Below are 22206 nucleotides of genomic sequence, written 5' to 3'. Positions count from 1 at the left end.
TATTCTCCTCACACGCACCACAACTCTCCCACTCTAAGACTCTCAAACTACCTATCTCCTCTCAATTTCTGCTGGTATTCAGTTGGGGCAACTCCAATTACTTTTTTGAAAATATTACTGAAAGAAGACAAACTATTGTACCCCACCATCATGGCAATCTCATACATATTATATTTCCCTTCCAGCATTAATTCTAAAGAACGGGTAATTCTCAAAGCTCTCAGGAAACGGACGTAATTCATGCCCAAAATCTCTTTGAATTTCCTGGAAAGGGTTCTTGTTCCCATTCCGAACTCTTTGGCCGTAGATTCAATCGTTAGAGGCTTCTCAAGATTAGCATGAATATATCTTGCAATCTTCAGTAAAGTTTCATCTTTGGGAAAAGGATGCTGTATCGGAAATGCTAAATGTTTATGTTTCTTTTCCTGTAATACCCCTTTAAGTGCTTTGAGAAAATAATATTTAGAATGGTCATTTTTTGTGATTTTTCCATTCCAGTCTTTAGTATAAAGAATCATCTCCCGAAGTAATTCATTGACTGAATAAATATTAATTTCATCAAAAAAGCCATTTTCATCTTCTTCTTTTTTAATATAAAAATTATATAAATCCACTTTGGGGCTGGTAGAAAAAAGATAATGCGGCGTTCCGGCCGGAATCCACATAAAGCATCTTGCCGGAAGATACCAGTGCTTCAAATCAGTAAAAACATGCACAATACCTCCTTCTGCATAGACTAATTGTGCAGAACTGTGATAATGAATATCGGTTGTGATATTTCCGGTGAGAACATGATACACATAAAATTCGGCATCATCATCTTCTACAGCTTTAAAATGACTGTCATTCATGAAATAAAGATAGGAATAATTTTTAAAATGGCGTAAATGAACAAATCTTTTTCTGGTTTCACAAATCGTGTCTGCTGACCATCGTCGTAAATTTGCAGTATCAAAATCATTTTAGCAAAAATCCTTTAATTAATTTATGAATATGATATTAAACGCATGCCGATATCAGTGCATAGCGTTGTGCTTATTATTGGGCAACCTTTTACACTCACAGATGATAGATTACCAGCACCTTGGCCTTCAACAGGCTATAGAAATAGGTTTAAAAAACAACAAAAACATACGGATAAGCCATTTAAAACAGGAAATGTCCGCTACAAAGGAAAAAGACCTGAAAATGGAAAAACTCCCGGATATTGAATTTCATACCAGCTATAATCAGGTCACCAATCTTTTTCAGTATCAGGATGGTGTATTGAATAAACCCACAAAATATGATGCCATCAACGGGATGTATGATTTCACATTATCAGCATCTATTCCAGTCTATATGGGTGGAAAAATAAAGAATACTGAGAAAAAAGCAGCCATTGACACTGAAATTTCAGCTTTAAGAACACATCTGGATGAAAGAGAGCTCACAATGGAAGTGATTACAGGATTCCTTCAGATTCATCATTTGAAAGAACAGCAAAGTCTTATTAATGACAAAATGAAGGAAGATTCAGTTAACATCAAACAGGTAAAAACCCTTAAAGCTAACGGAGTGGTAACAGTAAACGAAGTGTTAAGAACTTCATTACAGCTTTCCAACCATAAAATGAGCTGGACAGAACTGAATAATGACATACAGATTGCAGAACATAAGCTTAAAACCCTTCTTTCACTGCCTGAGTCTCAGGAAATGCATGTAGATACAGAGGATCTGATCTCGGATAAGGCAGCAATTCCTTATATTGATGATCTGACGGAGACCGCTTTAAACAAAAATGAATCGGTTGAAATTACCCATAAAAATCTTTCATTAAAGGAACTGGACCAGAAGATCACTAAGGCTGGTTATTTACCCAAAGTGACTGCCGGTGGAGAATATTTTCTGAAGTATCCGAATATGATGTTCTTTCCGCCTGAGCCTTATGCTTACCGTTTAGGAATGATCGGGCTGAACCTTACCTATCCTATCGAAAACCTGTATAAAAACAAATACAAAATGCAGGAAGCCAGAGAAAATATCGACCTTGCCAAGCTTCAGATCGAAGAAAATAAGGAAAAGATAAGACACAATGTGTATGAAGCCTATAAAAAGTTTGAAGAAACTGATCAGAAAGTAAAAATCGCTGAAGAAGCTATTGATCAGGCTAAGGAAAACTACCGTATTGTAAGAACAAAATATGTGAATAAACTAAGTCTTATTACTGAACTTATTGATGCTGACAATACTTATCTGGAAGCAGAATCCAATCTTATCTCCGTAAAAATCAACAGACAATTAAAATACTATCAACTCCAATATACGATTGGAAACTTATAAAAACTATGGCACAGAAACAACTGACACAAAAGGAAAAAAGAATCAACAGGACAATCACTTTACTGGCTTGGATCCTCATTATCAGCGGCGTCACAGGAATGGTAAGCTTCTATCTTTTTTCGAGAAAAAATGTTACTACCAACGATGCACAGATCGAACAGTATATCACACCGGTCTCCAGTAAGGTATCAGGCTTCATCAAGACTATAAAGTTTAATGAAAATCAGTTTGTACGCAAAGGAGACACTTTAATCGTTATTGACAACAGAGAATTCGTTAATCAGGTACATATGGCTGAAGCCAATCTAAATACAACTACTGAAAATATCACAACGATTCAAAGCAGTGTCAGTACAAAGGAAAGTGATACAAAAATCGTTGATGCTAAAATTGCATCTGCAAGAATTGATATCTGGAGAACGGAACAGGACTATAAAAGATATAAAAATCTACTGACTGAAGACGCTGCCACAGAACAGGAGTTTGAAAACGTAAAGGCTTCTTACGAACAGTCAAAAGCCAATCTTTTGGCATTGGAACAGCAGAAAAATGCTGTTAGAGCTGGCGCTAATGAACAACAAACAAAAGTAGCTCCTGCTAAGAGCCAGATTCAGCAGAGTTCAGCCAACCTGAATAATGCTAAACTTTTCCTTTCATATACCGTTATTACTGCTCCTTATGATGGCTGGGTGGGAAAAAAGACGATTCAGGAAGGGCAGCTTATTAAAGAAGGACAGGCATTGGTTCAGATGGTAAGTAAAGAAAAATGGATTATTGCCAATTATAAAGAAACCCAGCTTGGCCAGATTGATCAAAACCAGGAAGTCATTATTACGGCAGATGCTTATCCCAATGTTGAATTTAAAGGAAAAATCGTTTCTGTTTCTCCCGCATCAGGATCTCAGTTCTCTCTCGTAAAACCAGATAATGCAACAGGAAACTTTGTGAAAATTGAACAGAGATTTCCAGTAAAAATCATACTTGATCACAGCAAAGACAATGAGAAACTGCTTTCCGGAATGAATGTTCTGGTGAGTGCTAAGAAGATTTAGGATTGAGGGTATTAGAGTATTAGAGTATTAGAGTATTAGAGTACAAAAATATCCGGTTTATTATCATTTCCCAATTAACTCATTTCCAAATCTTCAAATTAATATTATTTTTCTGCGAAAAGGCAAGACAGCAAAATACAGATCTGTTTAATTTTTTCTTTAAGCATATTTGTCATCTTACCTTTTACACCCTTTGCACTTTTGTCTTTTCGCACTTTTATTATACCAAATAGCTGAAAAGCTAATTCATAAACTTCATCAGCTTCTCAACAACTATGCAACACAATACAGTTTATCATAAATGGCTGCCTCAATGGCTGAAATTGCCTCTTCTTATACTGGCATTATTTCCCCACATCATGTTGTTGTCATTACTACATTCCAATAGTGCCTTCACTTCTTCTTTTATGGATGTAGATTCGGATGACATTCAATATCTGATGATGCTGATGTATGGAACATTTGTAGTCACCCTTTTGGTTTTACAGCGGTTTATGTCTTATTTCAGCGTAAAGTATTATGTACTGCTGATGTCTTCTGTTTCAGTGATTCTTCTGTATATCTTATCTGTCACCAATGATTATCATGTGATTTTGGTGATCCGCTTTTTAGAGGGATTCTTTGGATTACTGGAAGGAGCTATCTTTCTGCCGTTAATCATAGCTGAATTAAAAACAAAACATGCCAAAGTTATTGCCTATCTTTTCATGTATGCGCTTATGCTGACAGGAGGAACAGTGACTACTACCCTGCTTAAATCAAGCATTCAGGATTATGATTACCGACATATGATTTTAATGATGGCATATTTCCATGTTTTCGTTTTGATTCTGGGTTTTGTCATTTTTAACAGAAACCGTTTCTTTCCTAAAAAACCATTATATCAAATGGATATTCCAAGTTGGTTTTTGCTTTGGGTTTGCCTTCAGGCCGGAGCCTATGCCATTATCTATGGGAAAAGACTGATGTGGTTTGAATCTGATTCCATCATTATTTGTTTGTGTATATTTCTAATTTCCGGTGGTTTATTTATATTGAAACAGAGGAATTCAAAACGTCCTTTATTTCATTTTGAAATTTTCAGTTCTAAAAATGTAATTGTGGGAATGATCCTGTTCTTCATTTTTTATCTCATCCGCTCCGGATTAAATAATGTGTACAGTATTATGGCAACCGTATGGAAATGGCCATGGGATTATATTGTCAACATTCAGTACTGGAATGTGGCAGGAACACTTATCGGTGTACTTTTATCAGGAATATGCCTGATTCGTGGTGTTTCTTCCAGAATCGTCTTTTTTACAGGATTCCTTTTATTGGCAATTGACTGTGCATGGTTTACCTATACCTTTTATCCGGATACTACACTTGCCACCATCTGTCCACCTTTATTCCTGCAGGGAGTGGCACAAGGCCTATTGTTTACTCCTTTGGTATTCTTTCTAATTTCAGGAATGCCGGAGAAATATGTGGCCAATGCCAGTGCAATGGGAACCACTACCCGTTTCTGGGCCACTGCCAGTGGATATGCCTTAATGCAAAACATAATGCTATTTTTAACGTTAAAGCATTCGGATGTTCTAAGTTTCAATCTTATAGACACCAATCCTGTTTTCTACAGCCAATGGAACCAAATTTTTGGAGCTAACATCTCAAAAATTCCGGTTAATGAATCCCTTTCCCTGACTGCAGGAGCTTTTAAAGCAAAAATAACAGCTCAATCTATTCTGCTTTCCAATATGGAGATATTTACAGGCTTATTCTGGCTGGCTTTTATTACAGCTCTCCTTTTGCTTCTTTATCATCCGGTGAAAATAGCAGTAAGGAATATTATGTAAGGAAAAAGTGAGGAAGCTGGAAGCAGGAAGAAAGGAAGTTTCTGCAACACTAAAGAATAACTGTAGTTTATTTTAATAGCTAATTCTAATAAAAATAAAGATCATTTCCTAAACGTGTAAAAGTACCCCAACTTCCAGCCCAACCCCTACTTTGGCCAGCTTATTGTTGCTTGTTTTCCGTTACAGTATCACATCAGTACTTACATTCAACAGAAAAAACTTACGTATGGAAATTGAACAAATTTTACAGAGCCAGAGAGACTTTTTCAAAACACAGCAAACCAAAAGTCTTGCCTTCAGAAAAATGTATCTTGAAAAGCTCAGAAATCTTATCATTTCCAACGAAAATATTTTTTACGAAGCGATTTACAAAGATTTCGGCAAATCTAAATTCGATACCTTCACTACAGAGATTTCCTTTATTCTGAATGATATTGAGTATTATCTGAAAAATCTAAAATCGCTTGCCAAACCTCAAAAAGTAAGCACTAATCTGGTGAATCAGCTGGGAAAAAGTAAGATCCATTCTGAACCCTTTGGTAATATTCTGGTAATCGGAGCATGGAATTATCCTTATCAATTATCCCTATCTCCTGTTATTGCCGCTATTGCTGCCGGAAACTGCTGTATTCTGAAACCAAGTGAGATCGCAGAAAATACCATGAAATCAATGTCCATGATCATCAATGAAAACTTTCCTCCTGAATATTTATATGTATATGAAGGCGGAATTGATGAAACTACAGAACTTCTGAAACTGAAATTTGACAAAATCTTCTTTACAGGAAGTACTAAAGTGGGAAAAATAGTATACAAAGCTGCCGCAGAACATTTAACACCCGTTGTTCTTGAATTGGGCGGAAAATCACCAGCCATTATCACCAAAAATGCCAATCTTGAAATTGCAGCCAAAAGAATTGTCTGGGGAAAATTTCTGAATGCCGGACAGACCTGTGTTGCTCCCGATTATTTATTGGTGGAAGAATCTATACAGGAACAATTTCTGGAAATGTTGAGAAAATACATTCAACAATTCAAATACGGTCCTGATTCAGAACAATATACCATGATCATCAATACAGGAAATTTTCAGCGGTTAATCAATCTTATTGATAAAGAAAAAATATATTTTGGTGGTAATTATGATGAAGAAAAACTATATATAGAACCTACTATTCTTCATCATATAGATGGGAATGATCAGATCATGCAGGAAGAAATTTTCGGGCCTCTCTTACCTGTTATCAGTTTTAAAAATTACAATACTGCCCTGAATGCCATATTGGAAATGAAGAAACCACTGGCCGCTTATCTTTTCACTAATAATACTGAAGAAAAGGAAAACTTTACACAAAAATTGTCTTTCGGAGGCGGATGTATCAATGATGTTGTGATGCATTTAAGCAATGATCATCTACCCTTTGGAGGTGTAGGAAGTTCAGGAATCGGAAATTATCACGGTAAATTTGGCTTTGAGACTTTCTCTCATCAAAAAGCAGTTCTTGAAAAAGCAACATGGGGTGAACCTAATATTAAATATCCACCATATTCTGAAAAGAAATTAAGCTGGATTAAAAGATTTTTATAATTCTCACAGAGCTTACAGATTAAGCCTATTTATTATACAAAATAAAAAAAGGTTGCTTCCAGTAGAAACAACCTTTTGAATTTTTATGCTTTAGGCTTCCAGGTATTGAAGAATTCTTTTACCTTTTCCTTGCTGTATCCTTTTCCTTCTTCGAATACATCACTCTGCTGAACCTTAATCATCTTTCCGTCTTTATCCAAAACAATAAACACCGGATACCCGAATTTTTCACCAGGATTATCGTACTGAGCAAAAACTTTCTCATTTTTATTATCCGGAGAATAATTCAAATGGTAATATAAGTAGTTCTTATCTACGAGCTGTTTCAATTCAGGAGTTTCCTGTACAAAATTATTGAATCGAAGACACCAGATACACCAGTTTCCACCTGCCTGGATCATAATATTTTTCCCTTCCTTCTTAGCCTGGGCAACCAATTTATTAATATCTGCCTGAGCATCAGCCTTTGGATTATAAGGCTTAGGAAGTTTTGCTTTTTCTTCAGCAGCTTTCTTCTTCGCGTCCAGTTCTTTCTGTTCGGTCGGTACAATAAGAGCCGTTTTTTGCTTTCCTTTATCGGGTAAGTTCTTTACATCCTGTGAAAAAGCAAAAGTGCTTAATCCCAGAAAAGCGATCAATGTCAATTTTTTCATAACATAAAAGTAAAAAAATAATACTTATCTCCCTACAAAAATAGAACCATAATTTTATTATCACTAAATTTGCCTGTTTTATGAGCTTCTTAATTAAAATATTATATTTCATCTCAAAACTTCCGCTTAGAATATTATATATTTTTTCGGATGTTATGTTCTTCCTAAATTATTATCTGGTAGGCTATAGAAAGAAGGTAATTACCCAAAATCTTATCAATTCCTTTCCTGATAAATCTGAAGAGGAGATTCGGGAAATCCGAAAAAAATTCTATCGCAATTTCTCTGATTATCTGGTAGAAACCATCAAATCATTCAGCATCTCTGAAACGGAATCCAGAGTAAGAATGCAACACATTAATCAGGATGTATTTCATGAAGTGCAAAAAGAAGGTAAAAACATCATTCTTCTCGCAGGTCATGTTTTTAACTGGGAATGGATTAATGCTTTGGCAAGAATTGTCCCTCAAAAACACTGTCACCCTGTATACAGAAAGGTGAATAGCAGTTTTTGGGAAAATCAGATGAAAAAAGTCAGGAACAAATTCGGAAATGAAGCTTTGGAAGCAAACGAAGTCATTCTTAATATTTTCAGAAATAAAAATGACGGTAATTCTATCTATATGTTTGTAGCAGACCAGACTCCGCATTTTTCCCATGTTACCTACGGATTAGAATTTATGAATCAGAGAACCCCTGCTTTCATAGGGTATGATAAACTGGCGACCCGAATGGATCTTGCTTTTATTTATTGTGAAATGAAAAAAGTAAAACGTGGGTATTACCAGGTCAATTACTACAGGATCTATCCGGATCAGGAAAAATTCTCTGAACATGAAGTGGTAAGAAAATTCCACAAAATGCTTGAAAATACCTTACATAAGCATCCGGACAATTATCTTTGGTCTCACCGAAAGTGGAAGTACCAGGATTCTATCAAATTTTTTGATCCTGAAAACAATTAGATGTACATGCAGAAAAAACTGGCGGTTGCCATCTTAAACTGGAATGGGAAAAACTGGCTGGAAAAATTTCTTCCAAGTGTAGTTCAGTTTTCTCAAAATGCAGATATTTATGTTATTGACAATCTTTCTACAGATGATTCTATAGCATTTCTCAAGACCAATTTTCCAACGGTAAAAATCATTAAAAACGATAAAAATTATGGATTTGCCGGTGGTTATAATACAGGATTAAAGGAAATAACAAATGAATATTATTGTCTTCTCAATTCTGATGTAGAGGTTACTGAAAACTGGATAGAGCCTATATTGACTTTGTTTGAAAAGGATTCTGAAATTTCTGCTATTCAACCTAAGATTTTATCCTACGATAACAAAAATTTTTTTGAATTCGCAGGTGCCGGAGGTGGTTTGATTGATAATCTGGGGTATCCTTACTGCAGAGGACGTGTTTTTGATGATCTTGAAGAAGATAAGGGACAATATGATGATGAAACAGAAATTTTCTGGGCATCAGGATGTTGCTTTTTTATACGTTCCAAAGATTTTTGGGAACAGAAGGGCTTTGATGAACGTTTCTTTGCCCATCAGGAGGAAATTGATCTTTGCTGGAGGCTTATTAATTCTGATAAAAAAATCTTTTATACCGGAAAATCTAAAGTATATCACGTAGGCGGTGGAACGTTGAATAAACAGAGCGCTCAGAAAACCTATTTAAATATCAGAAACAACCTGTCTATGATGCTGAAAAACCTACCATTTCCCAAACTGATCTGGCTCATCTTTTTCAGGCTTTGTCTGGATGGTGTCGCAGGAATTTATTTTGGATTAAAACATGGGTTTCCTCACCTTTGGGCAGTTATAAGAGCACATTTTGGTTTCTACAGGCAGCTTCCCGGAACCTGGAAACTTCGCCAGAAAAATCAGAAAAATCAGTTCTATCAGTCGAAATGGCTAATATTTAATCATTTTTTGGGCGGAAATAAAAAATAATAAATACGATAGAAATGCTCTCAGTATTCAGAGTATTTTTAGATCGGAAGGGTTATCACTTCACCAATATTAAACTTCAAATTTTAAATATCAAATTATCTAAATGGATTTCTGCGCAATAGATTTTGAAACAGCTACTCATGAAAAAAGTTCTGCTTGTGAGATGGGAATCTGTGTGGTACAGGATTCCAAAATTGTAGAGACCAAAACATGGCTGATAAAACCACCAAGTTTCCCCTACTTCAATAAATTTAATATCGCAGTGCATGGAATCCAGCCTGAAGATGTGCAGGATGCTCCTACATTTGATGAGATCTGGCATGAAGCGCAGGAATTGATGTACGGAACACTGATGATTGCCCATAATGCAAGTTTTGATGCATCTGTTTTAAGAGGTTGCTTTCAACATTATGGAATGTTTACTCCTAAATTGAATTATCTGTGCAGTATACAGCTGGCCAAAAAGTCATGGAATTACCTTCCAAAATATGGCTTAAAGCCTTTGGCTGAATATCATCAGATTCAGTTTAATCATCATAGGGCAGGTGCTGATGCTGAAGTTTGTGCAAAAATATCCTTATTGGCTTTTGAAAGACTCTTTATCACAAGAAATGAAGAAATAGATGAGTCAATATTGAAAAAATATATCAAAAAACTGTAACTTTAAAACAAAAACCATGAAAAAACTTTTACTTTCTCTTACCGCGATTGTCGGTAGTTTTACGCATGCACAAACACAACTCCATAATATAGACTGGAATTTAAAGAAAGTAGTAAGAAATAACATCACTTACAATCTTCCACAAAACAGTGAAATGGGAAGCCCTGTTTTAACTTTTTCAACTTCCCCCAACTCTCCATCTGCTCCTAATGCATTAACCAATATGATGAGTCCTATCTGTGGAGGAAGTATATGGGCATTAATTTATGACAGTGAAATAACGGCCAGCAGCTTCAATGTCTGGACTCTTGGTGCCGGTGGTGGCAATACACCAAACTGTACAATGCCGGAAAACACAGCTTTTAATAATCAATATACAGGTTATTTCAGTATGGGAACTACCTCCTTTAACTATCAGATTATCTTTGCCAATGGAGTAAAAACGCTTATTATAACCAACGATGCCGGGGATCAGGCATATTATGAAAATGGTACTCTGGGGACAAAGAACACCTACTTATCCCTGTCTGGCAAAGCAATAGCACTTTACCCCAATCCTGTAAAAGAGGGTTCTGTTCATCTTAAAAATGCAGAACATATTGAGTGGATAAAAGTGTATAATACAGAAGGAAAATTAATTCTTCAGAATCTTTCTACTGATGCTAAAATCAATGTCTCTAACCTGCTGAAAGGGGGCTACTTTATGGAAGTAAAATCTCAAAGTGGTATTAGCAGACATCAATTTATTAAAGAATAATTTTTAATTACTTAAAACTTCTGAAAGCAGGTTAAATTTTGGGATATCAATCTCGAAAGTTTCCTGTGTTTCAAGGTTTTTAACAAGGTATTTCCCACTCATACTTCCTACTCCGGAACGAAGCATTACATTAGAGAAGTAGGCAAAATTTTCATCTGTTCCGATCTCCGGAGTCAGACCGATAATCCCGTCACCTATAATTTCTGTGAATCCGAATCCTACATCGAAGATGAGCCATTTTCTTTTCAGTACTTTTATAGGAAAGCTTCCGTCATTTTCTATAGTGATATTGTACTTGAAAACATAACGGTTTTCAGATGGATAACTGTTTTTACTATCATATTCAGGTATTACTGAAACTTTGATATTGGAAGTCATTTTTGAAAACATCATTGTAGTATTTTCTTAATAGATACAAAAATCTCGCCTTTTTTAAGGCGAGATTATATATTTACATTATAATTTTATTAAAAACTATAACCCAAGGCCTTTTCTTTCGTTACCTCCCATTAATACTTCAACAGGATTATCTATACCTTCTTTTACCGCTACCAGGAATCCTACAGATTCTTTTCCGTCGATAATTCTGTGGTCATAGGACATTGCTACGTACATCATTGGTCTGATTACTACCTGCCCGTCAACAGCAACTGGTCTCTGGATGATGTTGTGCATTCCTAAGATTGCAGATTGTGGCGGGTTGATGATTGGTGTAGACAACATAGATCCGAAAGTACCACCGTTTGTAATAGTGAAAGTACCACCAGTCATTTCGTCAACTGTAATTTTACCGTCTCTTACTTTTGTAGCAAGATCTTTGATGTTTGCTTCAACTGCACTGAAAGACATGTTTTCTGCATTTCTCAATACAGGAACCATTAATCCTTTAGGGCCTGAAACTGCAATTGAAATATCGCAGAAATCATAGTTTATTTTGTAATCTCCGTCGATAGATGCATTTACATCAGGGTACATTTCTAATGCTCTTGTAACCGCTTTTGTAAAGAAAGACATGAAACCAAGTCCAACTCCGTGCTTTTGAGCAAATTCTTCTTTATATAGTTTTCTTAATCTGAAGATTTCAGACATGTCAACTTCGTTGAAAGTTGTTAACATCGCTGTTTCATTCTTCACAGAAACCAGTCTCTGAGCGATTTTTCTTCTTAAAACTGAAAGTTTAGTTGTAGTGGTAGATCTAGCACCTGTAGCTGTAAGAGAGTTTCCTCCTAATGCAGGAACTGCAGCTAATTCAGCATCAGTTTTAGTGATTCTTCCGTCTCTTCCTGTTCCTGAAACCTGTGCAGCATCCATTCCTTTTTCGTCAAGGATCTTCTTAGCAGATGGAGAAGGAGCTCCTGTAGCATAAGTTTGTGGAGCAGCAACCGGAGCAGCTGGTTTCGGAGCTTCTTGTTTAGCAGGTTCAGCAGCTTTTGGAGCTTCTTCCTGTTTTGGAGCTTCAGCAGCAGGTGCACCACCAGCTGGTTTTGCAGCATCCATATCAATTAAACAAACTACCTGACCTACTTGTACTACCTCACCTTCTTCTGCTTTTAAAGTGATAACACCACTTTGTTCTGCCGGCAATTCAAGAGTTGCTTTGTCTGAGTCTACTTCAGCGATAGGTTGATCTTTTTCTACATAATCACCATCTTTTACTAGCCAAGTTGCAATTTCAACTTCTGTGATTGATTCGCCCGGTGAAGGAACTTTCATTTCTAAAACTGACATATCGAGTATTTTTTATTTTTTAATTGGATATTATTTAAATTAAGCTGTAACAGGTCTTTTTGCTGGAGCATCGTCTCTGTCGAAAACTCTGTTGATCACTGCATTTTGATTTTTTTCAAACATCTTATGGCTACCTGGAGCCGGAGCACCGCTCGGTACAGGAGATACTACCTGGATTCCTGTATCTCTGAAGTTTCTCAGGATATAAGACCAAGCTCCCATGTTTTCAGGTTCTTCCTGAGCCCATACCAATTGTGTTCTGTTTTCGTATTTGCTGAAAATCGCTTCAATAGCATCTGTCTGAAGTGGATACAACTGTTCGAATCTTACTAATGCAATGTTTTCACAGTTTAATTCTTCTTTTTTCGCTAATAATTCGAAGTACAGTTTACCTGAACAAAGAACTAATTTTTCTACTTTTTTAGGATCTGCAGTTGGATCATCTAAGATTGGCTGGAATGAACCTGTTGCGAAATCTTCAAGTGGAGAAACTACTTTAGGGTGTCTCAATAAAGATTTAGGACTCATTACGATCAATGGCTTTCTGAACGCCCATTTCAACTGTCTTCTCAATAAGTGGAAGTAGTTGGCAGGGGAAGTAATATTTGCCACTACCATATTTTCATTAGCACAAAGTGTTAAGAATCTCTCCAATCTTGCTGAAGAGTGTTCTGCACCCTGACCTTCTGAACCATGAGGCAATAACATTACCAATCCGTCCTGGATTTTCCATTTTTCTTCTGCGGCTGCCAAGTACTGGTCAACGATGATCTGAGCACCGTTCACGAAGTCTCCGAACTGAGCTTCCCAAATGGTTAATGTATTTGGAGAAGCCATTGCATATCCATAGTCGAAACCTAGAACACCATATTCTGAAAGATGAGAGTTGAATACGTCAAATCTGCTTTCTGAAACGTGTCTTAACGGGATATATTCTTCTTCTGTATCTTCTGTTTTTACAACAGCATGTCTGTGAGAGAATGTACCTCTTTCTACATCTTCTCCTGAGATTCTTACATTGTGACCTTCTACAAGTAGTGTAGCATAGGCTAACCACTCTCCTAGTGCCCAGTCTAATGAGTTTCCTTCAATAGCCTTGATTCTGTTTTCGAAAAGTCTTGTAATCTTGTTGATGAACTTTTTATCAGCCGGAAGTGTTGACATTGTAAGCGCCAGTTCTTTCAACTTCGCTAAGTCATATTTTGTATCAACAGGTAACTGAACTGCTCCTCTCTTTCCGATTGGATAATCCACCCAATCTTCAGCCATGAACAGATCCATTACGTTTTTCTCGATCTCTTTGGAAGCATCAAAGTCTTTATCTAAAAGTGCTTTGAAGTCAACCTCCATCTTTTTGATGATATCGTTAGAGATAACGCTGTCGTTGATTAATTTATCTTTATAGATTTCTCTTGGGTTCTGATGCTTAGAAATCGCCTTGTAAAGGTTAGGCTGTGTAAATCTTGGCTCATCCCCTTCGTTATGACCATATTTTCTGTATCCTAATAAATCGATGTACACATCTTTCCCGAATTTTGCTCTGAAATCTGCTGCAAAGTGAATTGCGTGAACTACTGCTTCAGCATCATCAGCATTTACGTGCATTACAGGAGATTCTGTAACTTTTGCGATGTCTGTACAGTATGTTGAAGATCTTGCATCATGGAAGTTCGTGGTGAAAGATACCTGGTTGTTTACTACAATGTGAACTGTACCACCTGTTCTGTATCCTTCAAGAGTCATCATCTGAGCTACTTCATAAGCAATCCCCTGTCCTGCAATAGCACCGTCACCATGAATGATGATTGGTAATACTTTAGAATAGTCTTTATATTTATCATCTACTTTTGCACGGCAGATTCCTTCTACTAAAGCTGCTACCGTTTCAAGGTGAGACGGGTTCGGAGTCAGGTTGATACACACTTCTTCTCCTGAAGCAGTTTTGATCTTTTTAGATGATCCTAAGTGATATTTAACGTCACCTGAGAATACATCTTCTTCGAATTCTTTTCCTTCAAATTCTGAGAAGATCTGCTTGTAAGATTTTCCGAAGATGTTTGACAATACATTTAGCCTTCCTCTGTGAGCCATACCTAATACCACTTCATCTACTCCCAATTGAGAAGATCTTGAGATCAATTGATCTAAAGCTGGGATTAATGTTTCTCCACCTTCCAGTGAGAATCTTTTCTGACCTACAAATTTTGTATGAAGATAATTTTCAAAGGCTACTGCCTGATTTAATTTTAATAAAATTTCTGTTTTTTCATTCGCAGAAAGGCTTGGATGGTTTTCATTTACCTGAAGCCATTTTTTGATAAAATCTTTTTCTTCAACGTTGTTGATGTATGTATATTCTACCCCGATAGAATCACAGTAGATATTTTCAAGATGCTTGATTAAATCTGCTAAAGTAGCAGGCTCTTTCATCCCTGTTTCAACAGCACAGTTGAATTTTGTATTTAAATCTGCTGTAGAGAGACCGAAGTTCTCGATATCTAAAGTAGGGGTATAGTGTCTTCTTTCTCTAACTGGGTTTGTCTTTGTAAACAGGTGCCCTCTTGTTCTGTAAGCCTCAATAAGGTTTACGACTTTAAATTCTTTCTTGATGTGTTCAGGAACTTCTCCGCTTGTTACTGCCTGAGAAATTTGTTGTACTGCCGGAGCAGCGTTGGCCGGGGCCTGAATAAATTGAATGTTATCGTCATCTCCGTAGTTCTCCAAAGCAAAATCGAAGCCTTGAAAGAAGGCTTTCCATGATGGTTCTAAAGAATCCGGGAATTTTAAGTACTGTTGGTATAAATCCTCAATTAACTGAGAATGAGCTGCGTTTAGGAATGAAAATCTGTCCATTATTACAGTTTATCTATTTATTAAAATTTATTTGTAGAATTAATCTTCAAATTTAATAAAAAAAACCGAGTTAGAACAGTCTGAAACCGTTAAAAAAACTTAAGAAAAAAATAATTAAAAAAAAATCACTTATACACTGATAATGAGAGCTTCATGTTCACGTCCTGACCTTCCATCGGACGTTCTATAAAGGTCTGACGGATATCTCCGAAGCGCATCTCATCTTTTTTGGCTTTCAGAATCAACTGCTGAATAGCTTTTATTCGGCCTTCATAGCTCCCTTTGTAGTACATTACGTAGTTTTGTGATGGATTTACAGACCTAAAATTGAAATTATTGTCAGACACTCCAATTTTCTTGGAAAGTGGAATTCCGAGGAAGTAAGAAACTTCTTTGTCTTTGTAATTATCCGCATCAGTCATCAGAACCGGATACCCAAATTCATCATCTTTTTTACCAAGGTCCATCGATACAAAATTATAGACTTTGTTATAATTCATCACGATATTTTTGTAAAGGGCATCTTTTTTATTGGCGGTACTCACATTGATCCCCAACAACAGTTTATCTTCTTCATTCTCCACCACAAGACTGTCATACTTGATCGCTGCCATCTGATTGTCTTTTTCAACCTTATTTCCTAATGAATTTTTAAGATTGACCATACTTTTGTTGATATTTTCGGCAAAACGGTCCTCTGTCCAGAAGTTTTCTACTCTTCTCCAGACAGATAGTTTAGGAGTGTGTACGTACCAGGTAATTTTTGTCTTTTCTGCAGAAACAGGCTTGAATTTCACATCAACTAAGGTCGGATTTTCATTTTCATCTTCAAAAAGCTGATATTTTAAGGTCTTATTCAGGTTCTCATAACGAATGAACATTTCGCCATCCGTATCATTTTTTTTATCTACGTAACTGATGGCACTTCCCTTCCCTTCATAAGGTGTATAATAATCTATATCCATAGACTGTGAACTGGTAAAAAAGTTGTTCCATCTTGTAAAATTCTGGAGATTATTGAACTGTCCAAAAACTTTATCTACCGGATAATCAATTTCTTTCTCAACTGTAAAATTCTTGCTTTCATCTACAAAATAATACATGGAAGCAGCATAAGCACCTCCCAAAAGAACAATAACTACCGTTAAATATTTAAAAATACGCATCGCACAAAAGTAATACAAATAAAAAAAGTGACCAATATGCTGATCACTCTAATTATATGTTTAACAATAATTAACCTAGTGAAAGGCTGGAAGCTGGGTGATGGAAGCTGGAAGCCACTGTTATTCTAATAATTAATGATAATCTCTTGATTGGATTTATCATATAAACTAACTTATATTTCAATAAAAAAGTTGCCGAGTCATTGTTTCGACCTAAATGACTTCCAGCCTCCAGCCTCCAGCTTCCTTATTCCTTCTTCCTTCTTCCTTCCTTCTTACCCAATATGTGTTCCCGGCAACAGTATCGCTCCTTTCTTCACGACTACGATACCATCCTGTACAGAATAAGTTCCATAATCACCATCTGGAATATGTTTTCCACCGATGATCTTTACATTATCTCCAATGGAGCAGTTTTTGTCAAGGATTGCTTTTTCAATATAACAGTATTTTCCGATTCCCATATTCGGACGGCCCCCTCTGTCGTTCAGAACGATTTCTGTCGTATTCTGATAAAAATCAGCTCCCATGACGTAGGAATTAACGATAGTACTGCCTTTATCTATTCTGGTTCGGTTTCCTATCACAGAGTTTTCAATTTTATCTGCCATAATGATACATCCATCTCCAAATACAGCCTTGCTTACATAAGAACCGTTGATTTTAGATGGCGGAAGCATTCTCGCTCTTGTATAGATTGGAGAGGAGGAGAACAGGTTGAACTGTGGAAGATCCAGACAAAGATCCAGGTTGGCTTCATAAAACGACTCTATCGTTCCAATATCCGTCCAATATCCTTCGTACTGATAACTTAATGTCTTATATTTCCCAATAGAGCTTGGAATAATATCTTTCCCGAAATCATCACCAGCTCCTTCATCAAACATTTTCTTCAGAATGGTCTTTGTAAAAATATAGATTCCCATAGAGGCCAGGAATTCTTTTCCTTTATGCTTATTCTCTTCTGATACTTCAGATTTCAAACCTTCCAGCATATCATAATCCGGTTTTTCATAGAAAGAGGTGATATTTCCTTCATCATCGGATTTTAGAATCCCAAAACCGGTTGCATCTTTGGCATTCACCGGAATGGTTGCAATGGTTACATCTCCTCCGTTTTCAATATGAAAATCCAGCATTTCCCTGAAATCCATCTGATAAAGCTGATCTCCGGAAAGGATTAAGATATAATCATAATCATATTTTTCAAGATGTTTCATAGACTGGCGTACGGCGTCTGCTGTTCCCTGATACCAGCTTTCATTTTCCACATTCTGCTCAGCAGCAAGAATATCTACGAAGCCTTTGCTGAAGATATCAAAGTGATAAGAGTTCTTGATATGTGAATTTAAAGATGCTGAATTAAACTGAGTAAGTACCAGGATTTTATTCAGGCCTGAGTTCAGGCAGTTTGAGATCGGAATATCCACCAGCCTGTATTTTCCTGCAATAGGAACTGCCGGTTTTGATCTGGTATACGTTAACGGGAATAATCTTGTTCCTCTGCCGCCGCCCAATACAATAGAGATTACATTTCGGTTCATAAATATATTGCGTTTTTTATTTTATTAAGTTTACTGTTCTGTTTTGGGTATTTACCTTTACCCTGAAACAAATTTTATTTTCATATTTCAATCTCGGATTTACTACAGTTACTTCATATTGCTCAGGATCATTCAGTACTGTTATTTCATTATTTACATCATCAAATGAAACATTATAATTGCTAAGCTTCTTTTGGAATAGTTTATTCACAAGCAGAACATCCATTACATTGGCTCTTTTCACAGCATAATCTTCTATATCCTTATCATATTGTGCCTCCCAGCCTTTACCATATTTCTTTGCAATAGCTGCCAGAGTTTTTTTATTGGCAGCCCTTATCTTTTTCTCTGTTTCATTATCAATCACACAACCTCCGGCATGCACTTGTTTTATCTTCCACTTTTCAGATATAGCCTTGGTTGCTTCTTGGCCATACATATCTATAAGACCAGATCCATAGATCCAAAAATACCCATTATGAAGGCTACCATCTTCTTTTTTACAGGAAGACAGCATTATTATGATCAATAAAAAAGAAAAAACCCGTGTCATATCAGCTATTATATAAAGCTATATATTTTTCTGCAGATTTCTCCCATGCAAAGTCAAAATTCATATTGGCATGAATAAGTTCTTTCATCATTCCTTTCTGATTGTAGATTCCAAGGGCTCTGTTCATCGCATGTACAATATCATCTACACCGGGATAGGTGAAGTTCAGTCCTGCTCCGCCTGTTGAAATATCTTCCACTGTATCTCTCAATCCACCGGTATATCTTACTACAGGAACGGTTCCGTATCTCATAGAATACATCTGGTTCAAGCCGCATGGTTCTACTCTTGACGGCATTAGCAGAAAATCTGCCGAGGCATAGATCTTATGAGAAAGATGTTCTTTATATCCCAGATCTAAAGCAAAATTGGTGTAAGTATAATCGTATTCCTTCAGCTTATTCTCAATATAAGTATTTCCAGATCCAAGGATCATGATATTTAAAGCGCCATAACTTTGCTTGATGCTTCGCCAGACTACATCCGGCAGGAAGTCAGCTCCTTTTTCTGTTGCAAATCTACCAATGAATGCAAATAAAGGAAGCTCAGGTTTTAAACCATATTCTTTACAAAGTTTCTCCTTGTTCTTTTTCTTTTGGACTACAGCATTTTTACTGTTAAAATTAAAATCCAGCATCGGATCGGTTTCAGGATCCCAAACTTCAGTATCAATTCCGTTGATGATCCCATAAGCTTTACCGAATTCCTGACGGACCAGACTTTCGAGTCCGCGAAAGCTGATAAAAAGTTCTTCCAGATATCCTTCGGAAACTGTAGTAAAGGCATGAGAACATTTAAGCATACTTGCCAATGGATTTATGAACCCGTTCCAATCCATTAAACCCCATTTATAAGCATCAAAAGAAGGCATATTATTCGCCATATTCCAGCTCATCATCCCCTGATATTCACCATTATGAATGGTTCCAATCGTTTTTACCCCCTGCAGAAAATTAAATTCGGGGCAATGCTGTACCATAAAAGGAACCAATCCGGTATGATAATCATGACAGTGCAATACATCCGGCCTGATTTCCATAGCACACATCCAGTGTAGTATTCCCTGTTGAAAGGCTAAAAACTGGAAACTTTCATCCTGATAACCGTAAGGATTGTCTCTATCCAGCAGCCCGGGAATCTTCACCATATAAAGTTCGAATCCCAACACATTTGTTTTCTCTTTCATGACCTGAACCTGCAGCATATTGAATCCCTGATGAATGAATCCATCAAAAATGACATCAAATTCATGATCATAAACAAAGGGTTTATTGTACCACGGCATTACCACCTTGGCATCTATTCCTTTTATTTTATTCTGATATTTCGGAAGTGCCCCAACAACATCTGCCAGACCTCCTACTTTTGCTACAGGATAGCATTCTGTACTTAAATGATAAATAACCATTTTTATCTTCTGTGTTTGATTCTGTGTAATTTATACTTTTTATCTTTTTTCTGTCTCAAAATAACCCCCGCCAGAGGTGGTAATTTGATTGTTATGAACTTTTCATGTTCTGTTCCATGATCATCTTTCTCCTCCAATAGGTCTGCTTCTACCCCGCTTCCGCTATATTCTTTATGATCAGAATTAAAAATGACTTCCCAATGGGTTCCGGTTGAAACCTTTATTTTATAGTCTATTACCTTCGGCGCCAGATTCAGCACTGTCATCAGAATATCGTCACGTTTTTTACCTTTTCTGAGATAAACATAAACTGAGTTTTCCAGATCATCTGCTTCTATCCATTCAAAACCGTTTTTATCAAACTGATTTTCATACAAAGCGGGTTCCGTTCTATATAAATGATTCAGTTCTTTTACCAAATCCTGTAATCCTTTATGAACAGGGTATTTCAACAGGTGCCAATCCAGGCTTTGGGTAAAATTCCATTCACTGGTCTGCCCGAATTCATCCCCCATAAAAAGCAGCTTGGCGCCCGGATGGGTATACATATATACATACAGGGTACGAAGATTGGCAAATTTTTGCCATTCATCCCCTTTCATTTTATAGATCAGACTTGCTTTTCCATGTACCACTTCATCATGTGATAAAGGCATCATATAATTTTCATTATACATATACATAGAGGCAAACGTGAGCTTATGATGCTGAAACTTTCTATTGGCAAAATCTTCTTTAAAGTAATCCAGTGTATCATGCATCCAGCCCATCATCCACTTCATTCCAAATCCTACACCACCATCATGAACGGGCTTGGTAAGCATCGGAAAATCGGAACTTTCTTCAGCAATAGTCATAATACTGTTCCCGAATTGTTTATAGACAGCCGTATTAAACTCCTGCAGAAAGGCTTTGGCTTCAAGATTCACATTTTCGCCATATATATTAGGTTCCCATTCACCTTCATTCCTTGAATAATCCAGATGAAGCATTGAGGTTACCGCATCTACACGAAGTCCATCAGCATGATAACGGTCCAGCCAGAACATTGCATTGGAAATCAGGAAAGATTTCACTTCATTTCTTCCATAATTGAAAATATGTGACTTCCAATCGGGGTGAAATCCTTTTCTCGGATCCTCATGTTCATATAGGTGAGAACCATCAAAACGGTAAAGTCCGTTAGCATCTCCCGGAAAATGTGAAGGTACCCAATCCAGAATAACTCCAATATTATTTTGATGCAGCTCATCGATGAGAAACATCAGGTCCTGCGGTGATCCGAAACGCGAAGTTGCTGCGTAAAATCCAGTGATCTGATATCCCCAGCTTGGATCATACGGATACTCCATCACAGGCATGAACTCTACATGAGTAAACTCCATTTCTTTTATATAAGGAATGAGTTTTTTAGCGATATCGCGATAATTTAAAAATCGGTCAGGATCTTTTTCATCCCTTAGCCATGAGCCTAAATGCAGCTCATAAACAGATATAGGAGCATCCAGACTATTTTTCGCCCCGCGGCTTTCCATCCATTCCTTGTCATTCCACTCATACCAGGTTGTAGAAACCAATGAAGCAGCCTGAATATTCTGTTCCCAGCTTAATGCATAAGGATCACTTTTCTCCAGGAACTCTCCTCTTGCCGTTTCAACAGCGTACTTATATAAGGTTCCCCAGGTTAAGTCTTCAATAAAACCTTCCCAAATTCCTGATCCGTCCCATCTTGGGAACAGAATATGATCTTTATGGTTCCAGTTATTAAAATTTCCTATCACGGAAACCTTTTTAGCATTGGGTGCCCAAACTGAAAAATAAACTCCTTTTACCCCCTCCTTCTCTACAGAATGCGCCCCAAACTTACCATACAGCTTATAATGCCCGCCTTCTTTGAAAAGGTACACATCATGATCGGTGAAAAGCGTATAGGTTTTAACAGAGTTCATCAAAATCAGTTTGTATTTATATTTTGCTTGAAACTACGAAAAATACTGGCAACAGCGATGAATTATTCATCAAATAATTATCAAGTTCCTTTTCCTCTTTCGTTTCCTATCAAATATATCATTTTTTAATTCACTTTTTTATGATTCCAAAACAATCTTTTTTATAAATTTAGCCAACT

Annotated in this window: 18 protein-coding genes; 8 read left to right on the top strand and 10 right to left on the bottom strand. The window is 36.7% G+C overall.

The genetic code is table 11. The features are described 5' to 3' along the window. Window positions 1–47: 47 nt before the first annotated feature. The gene (locus DRF65_RS24690) at window positions 48–851 is read right to left on the bottom strand and encodes a helix-turn-helix domain-containing protein (RefSeq protein WP_115973385.1); all 804 of its coding nucleotides are present in this window, start codon (window positions 849–851) and stop codon (window positions 48–50) included. A gap of 214 nt (window positions 852–1065) precedes the next feature. Here DRF65_RS24690 and DRF65_RS24685 point away from each other — a divergent pair, with 214 nt between their 5' ends. The 4 genes from DRF65_RS24685 to DRF65_RS24670 all read left to right on the top strand — a co-directional run bounded on the left by DRF65_RS24685 (window position 1066) and on the right by DRF65_RS24670 (window position 6800). Next, the gene (locus DRF65_RS24685; RefSeq protein ID WP_115973384.1) at window positions 1066–2322 is read left to right on the top strand and encodes a TolC family protein; all 1257 of its coding nucleotides are present in this window, start codon (window positions 1066–1068) and stop codon (window positions 2320–2322) included. Window positions 2323–2327: 5 nt separating this feature from the next. Beyond that, window positions 2328–3374: an HlyD family secretion protein gene (locus DRF65_RS24680; RefSeq protein ID WP_115973383.1), complete on the top strand. Its 1047-nt coding sequence runs from the start codon at window positions 2328–2330 to the stop codon at window positions 3372–3374. A 275-nt stretch (window positions 3375–3649) separates the two neighbouring features. Continuing rightward, window positions 3650–5212 (top strand): MFS transporter, encoded by a 1563-nt coding sequence (locus DRF65_RS24675; RefSeq protein WP_123947431.1) that lies wholly within the window; start codon window positions 3650–3652, stop codon window positions 5210–5212. Between the two features lie 226 nt (window positions 5213–5438). After that, window positions 5439–6800 carry an aldehyde dehydrogenase gene (locus DRF65_RS24670; RefSeq protein WP_115973403.1) on the top strand — a complete coding sequence of 454 codons (1362 nt, stop codon included), beginning with the start codon at window positions 5439–5441 and terminating at the stop codon, window positions 6798–6800. A gap of 83 nt (window positions 6801–6883) precedes the next feature. Here DRF65_RS24670 and DRF65_RS24665 read toward each other — a convergent pair whose 3' ends face one another. Continuing rightward, window positions 6884–7453, bottom strand: coding sequence for a thioredoxin family protein (locus DRF65_RS24665; protein ID WP_115973381.1), 570 nt, complete (start codon window positions 7451–7453; stop codon window positions 6884–6886). 80 nt (window positions 7454–7533) lie between these two features. Between DRF65_RS24665 and DRF65_RS24660 the strand changes: the two genes are divergently transcribed. The 4 genes from DRF65_RS24660 (at window position 7534) to DRF65_RS24645 (ending at window position 10826) form a co-directional block, all read left to right on the top strand. Further along, complete coding sequence (locus tag DRF65_RS24660) at window positions 7534–8418, top strand: lysophospholipid acyltransferase family protein (RefSeq protein WP_115973380.1); 885 nt, start codon at window positions 7534–7536, stop codon at window positions 8416–8418. Between the two features lie 6 nt (window positions 8419–8424). Further along, on the top strand, window positions 8425–9408 hold the full coding sequence (locus DRF65_RS24655) for a glycosyltransferase family 2 protein (RefSeq protein ID WP_115973402.1): 984 nt from the start codon (window positions 8425–8427) through the stop codon (window positions 9406–9408). Window positions 9409–9511: 103 nt separating this feature from the next. Beyond that, complete coding sequence (locus DRF65_RS24650; protein WP_115973379.1) at window positions 9512–10069, top strand: 3'-5' exonuclease; 558 nt, start codon at window positions 9512–9514, stop codon at window positions 10067–10069. A 16-nt stretch (window positions 10070–10085) separates the two neighbouring features. After that, on the top strand, window positions 10086–10826 hold the full coding sequence (locus DRF65_RS24645) for a T9SS type A sorting domain-containing protein (RefSeq protein WP_115973378.1): 741 nt from the start codon (window positions 10086–10088) through the stop codon (window positions 10824–10826). A gap of 3 nt (window positions 10827–10829) precedes the next feature. Here DRF65_RS24645 and apaG read toward each other — a convergent pair whose 3' ends face one another. From apaG to glgB, 8 genes are all read right to left on the bottom strand, one after another. Beyond that, a complete protein-coding gene (gene apaG, locus DRF65_RS24640) occupies window positions 10830–11219 on the bottom strand; it encodes a Co2+/Mg2+ efflux protein ApaG (protein WP_115973377.1) in 390 nt (129 codons plus the stop codon). 81 nt (window positions 11220–11300) lie between these two features. Then, window positions 11301–12554 (bottom strand): 2-oxoglutarate dehydrogenase complex dihydrolipoyllysine-residue succinyltransferase, encoded by a 1254-nt coding sequence (gene odhB, locus DRF65_RS24635; protein WP_115973376.1) that lies wholly within the window; start codon window positions 12552–12554, stop codon window positions 11301–11303. Window positions 12555–12593: 39 nt separating this feature from the next. Continuing rightward, window positions 12594–15407 (bottom strand): 2-oxoglutarate dehydrogenase E1 component, encoded by a 2814-nt coding sequence (locus DRF65_RS24630; RefSeq protein WP_115973375.1) that lies wholly within the window; start codon window positions 15405–15407, stop codon window positions 12594–12596. Between the two features lie 125 nt (window positions 15408–15532). Next, window positions 15533–16573 (bottom strand): SRPBCC family protein, encoded by a 1041-nt coding sequence (locus tag DRF65_RS24625; protein ID WP_115973374.1) that lies wholly within the window; start codon window positions 16571–16573, stop codon window positions 15533–15535. A gap of 275 nt (window positions 16574–16848) precedes the next feature. Further along, window positions 16849–18117: a glucose-1-phosphate adenylyltransferase gene (locus DRF65_RS24620; RefSeq protein WP_115973373.1), complete on the bottom strand. Its 1269-nt coding sequence runs from the start codon at window positions 18115–18117 to the stop codon at window positions 16849–16851. A 16-nt stretch (window positions 18118–18133) separates the two neighbouring features. Continuing rightward, window positions 18134–18634, bottom strand: a complete 501-nt coding sequence (locus DRF65_RS24615; protein ID WP_115973372.1) for an FEKKY domain-containing protein — start codon at window positions 18632–18634, stop codon at window positions 18134–18136. A 37-nt stretch (window positions 18635–18671) separates the two neighbouring features. Further along, the gene (locus tag DRF65_RS24610) at window positions 18672–20078 is read right to left on the bottom strand and encodes a glycogen synthase (protein WP_115973371.1); all 1407 of its coding nucleotides are present in this window, start codon (window positions 20076–20078) and stop codon (window positions 18672–18674) included. 2 nt (window positions 20079–20080) lie between these two features. Further along, window positions 20081–22027: a 1,4-alpha-glucan branching protein GlgB gene (gene glgB, locus DRF65_RS24605; RefSeq protein ID WP_185148488.1), complete on the bottom strand. Its 1947-nt coding sequence runs from the start codon at window positions 22025–22027 to the stop codon at window positions 20081–20083. Between the last annotated feature and the right edge of the window lie 179 nt (window positions 22028–22206).

Source organism: Chryseobacterium pennae (genome assembly GCF_003385515.1).
Taxonomy (GTDB): domain Bacteria; phylum Bacteroidota; class Bacteroidia; order Flavobacteriales; family Weeksellaceae; genus Chryseobacterium; species Chryseobacterium pennae.
This window is presented reverse-complemented; position numbering and strand designations above follow the sequence as displayed.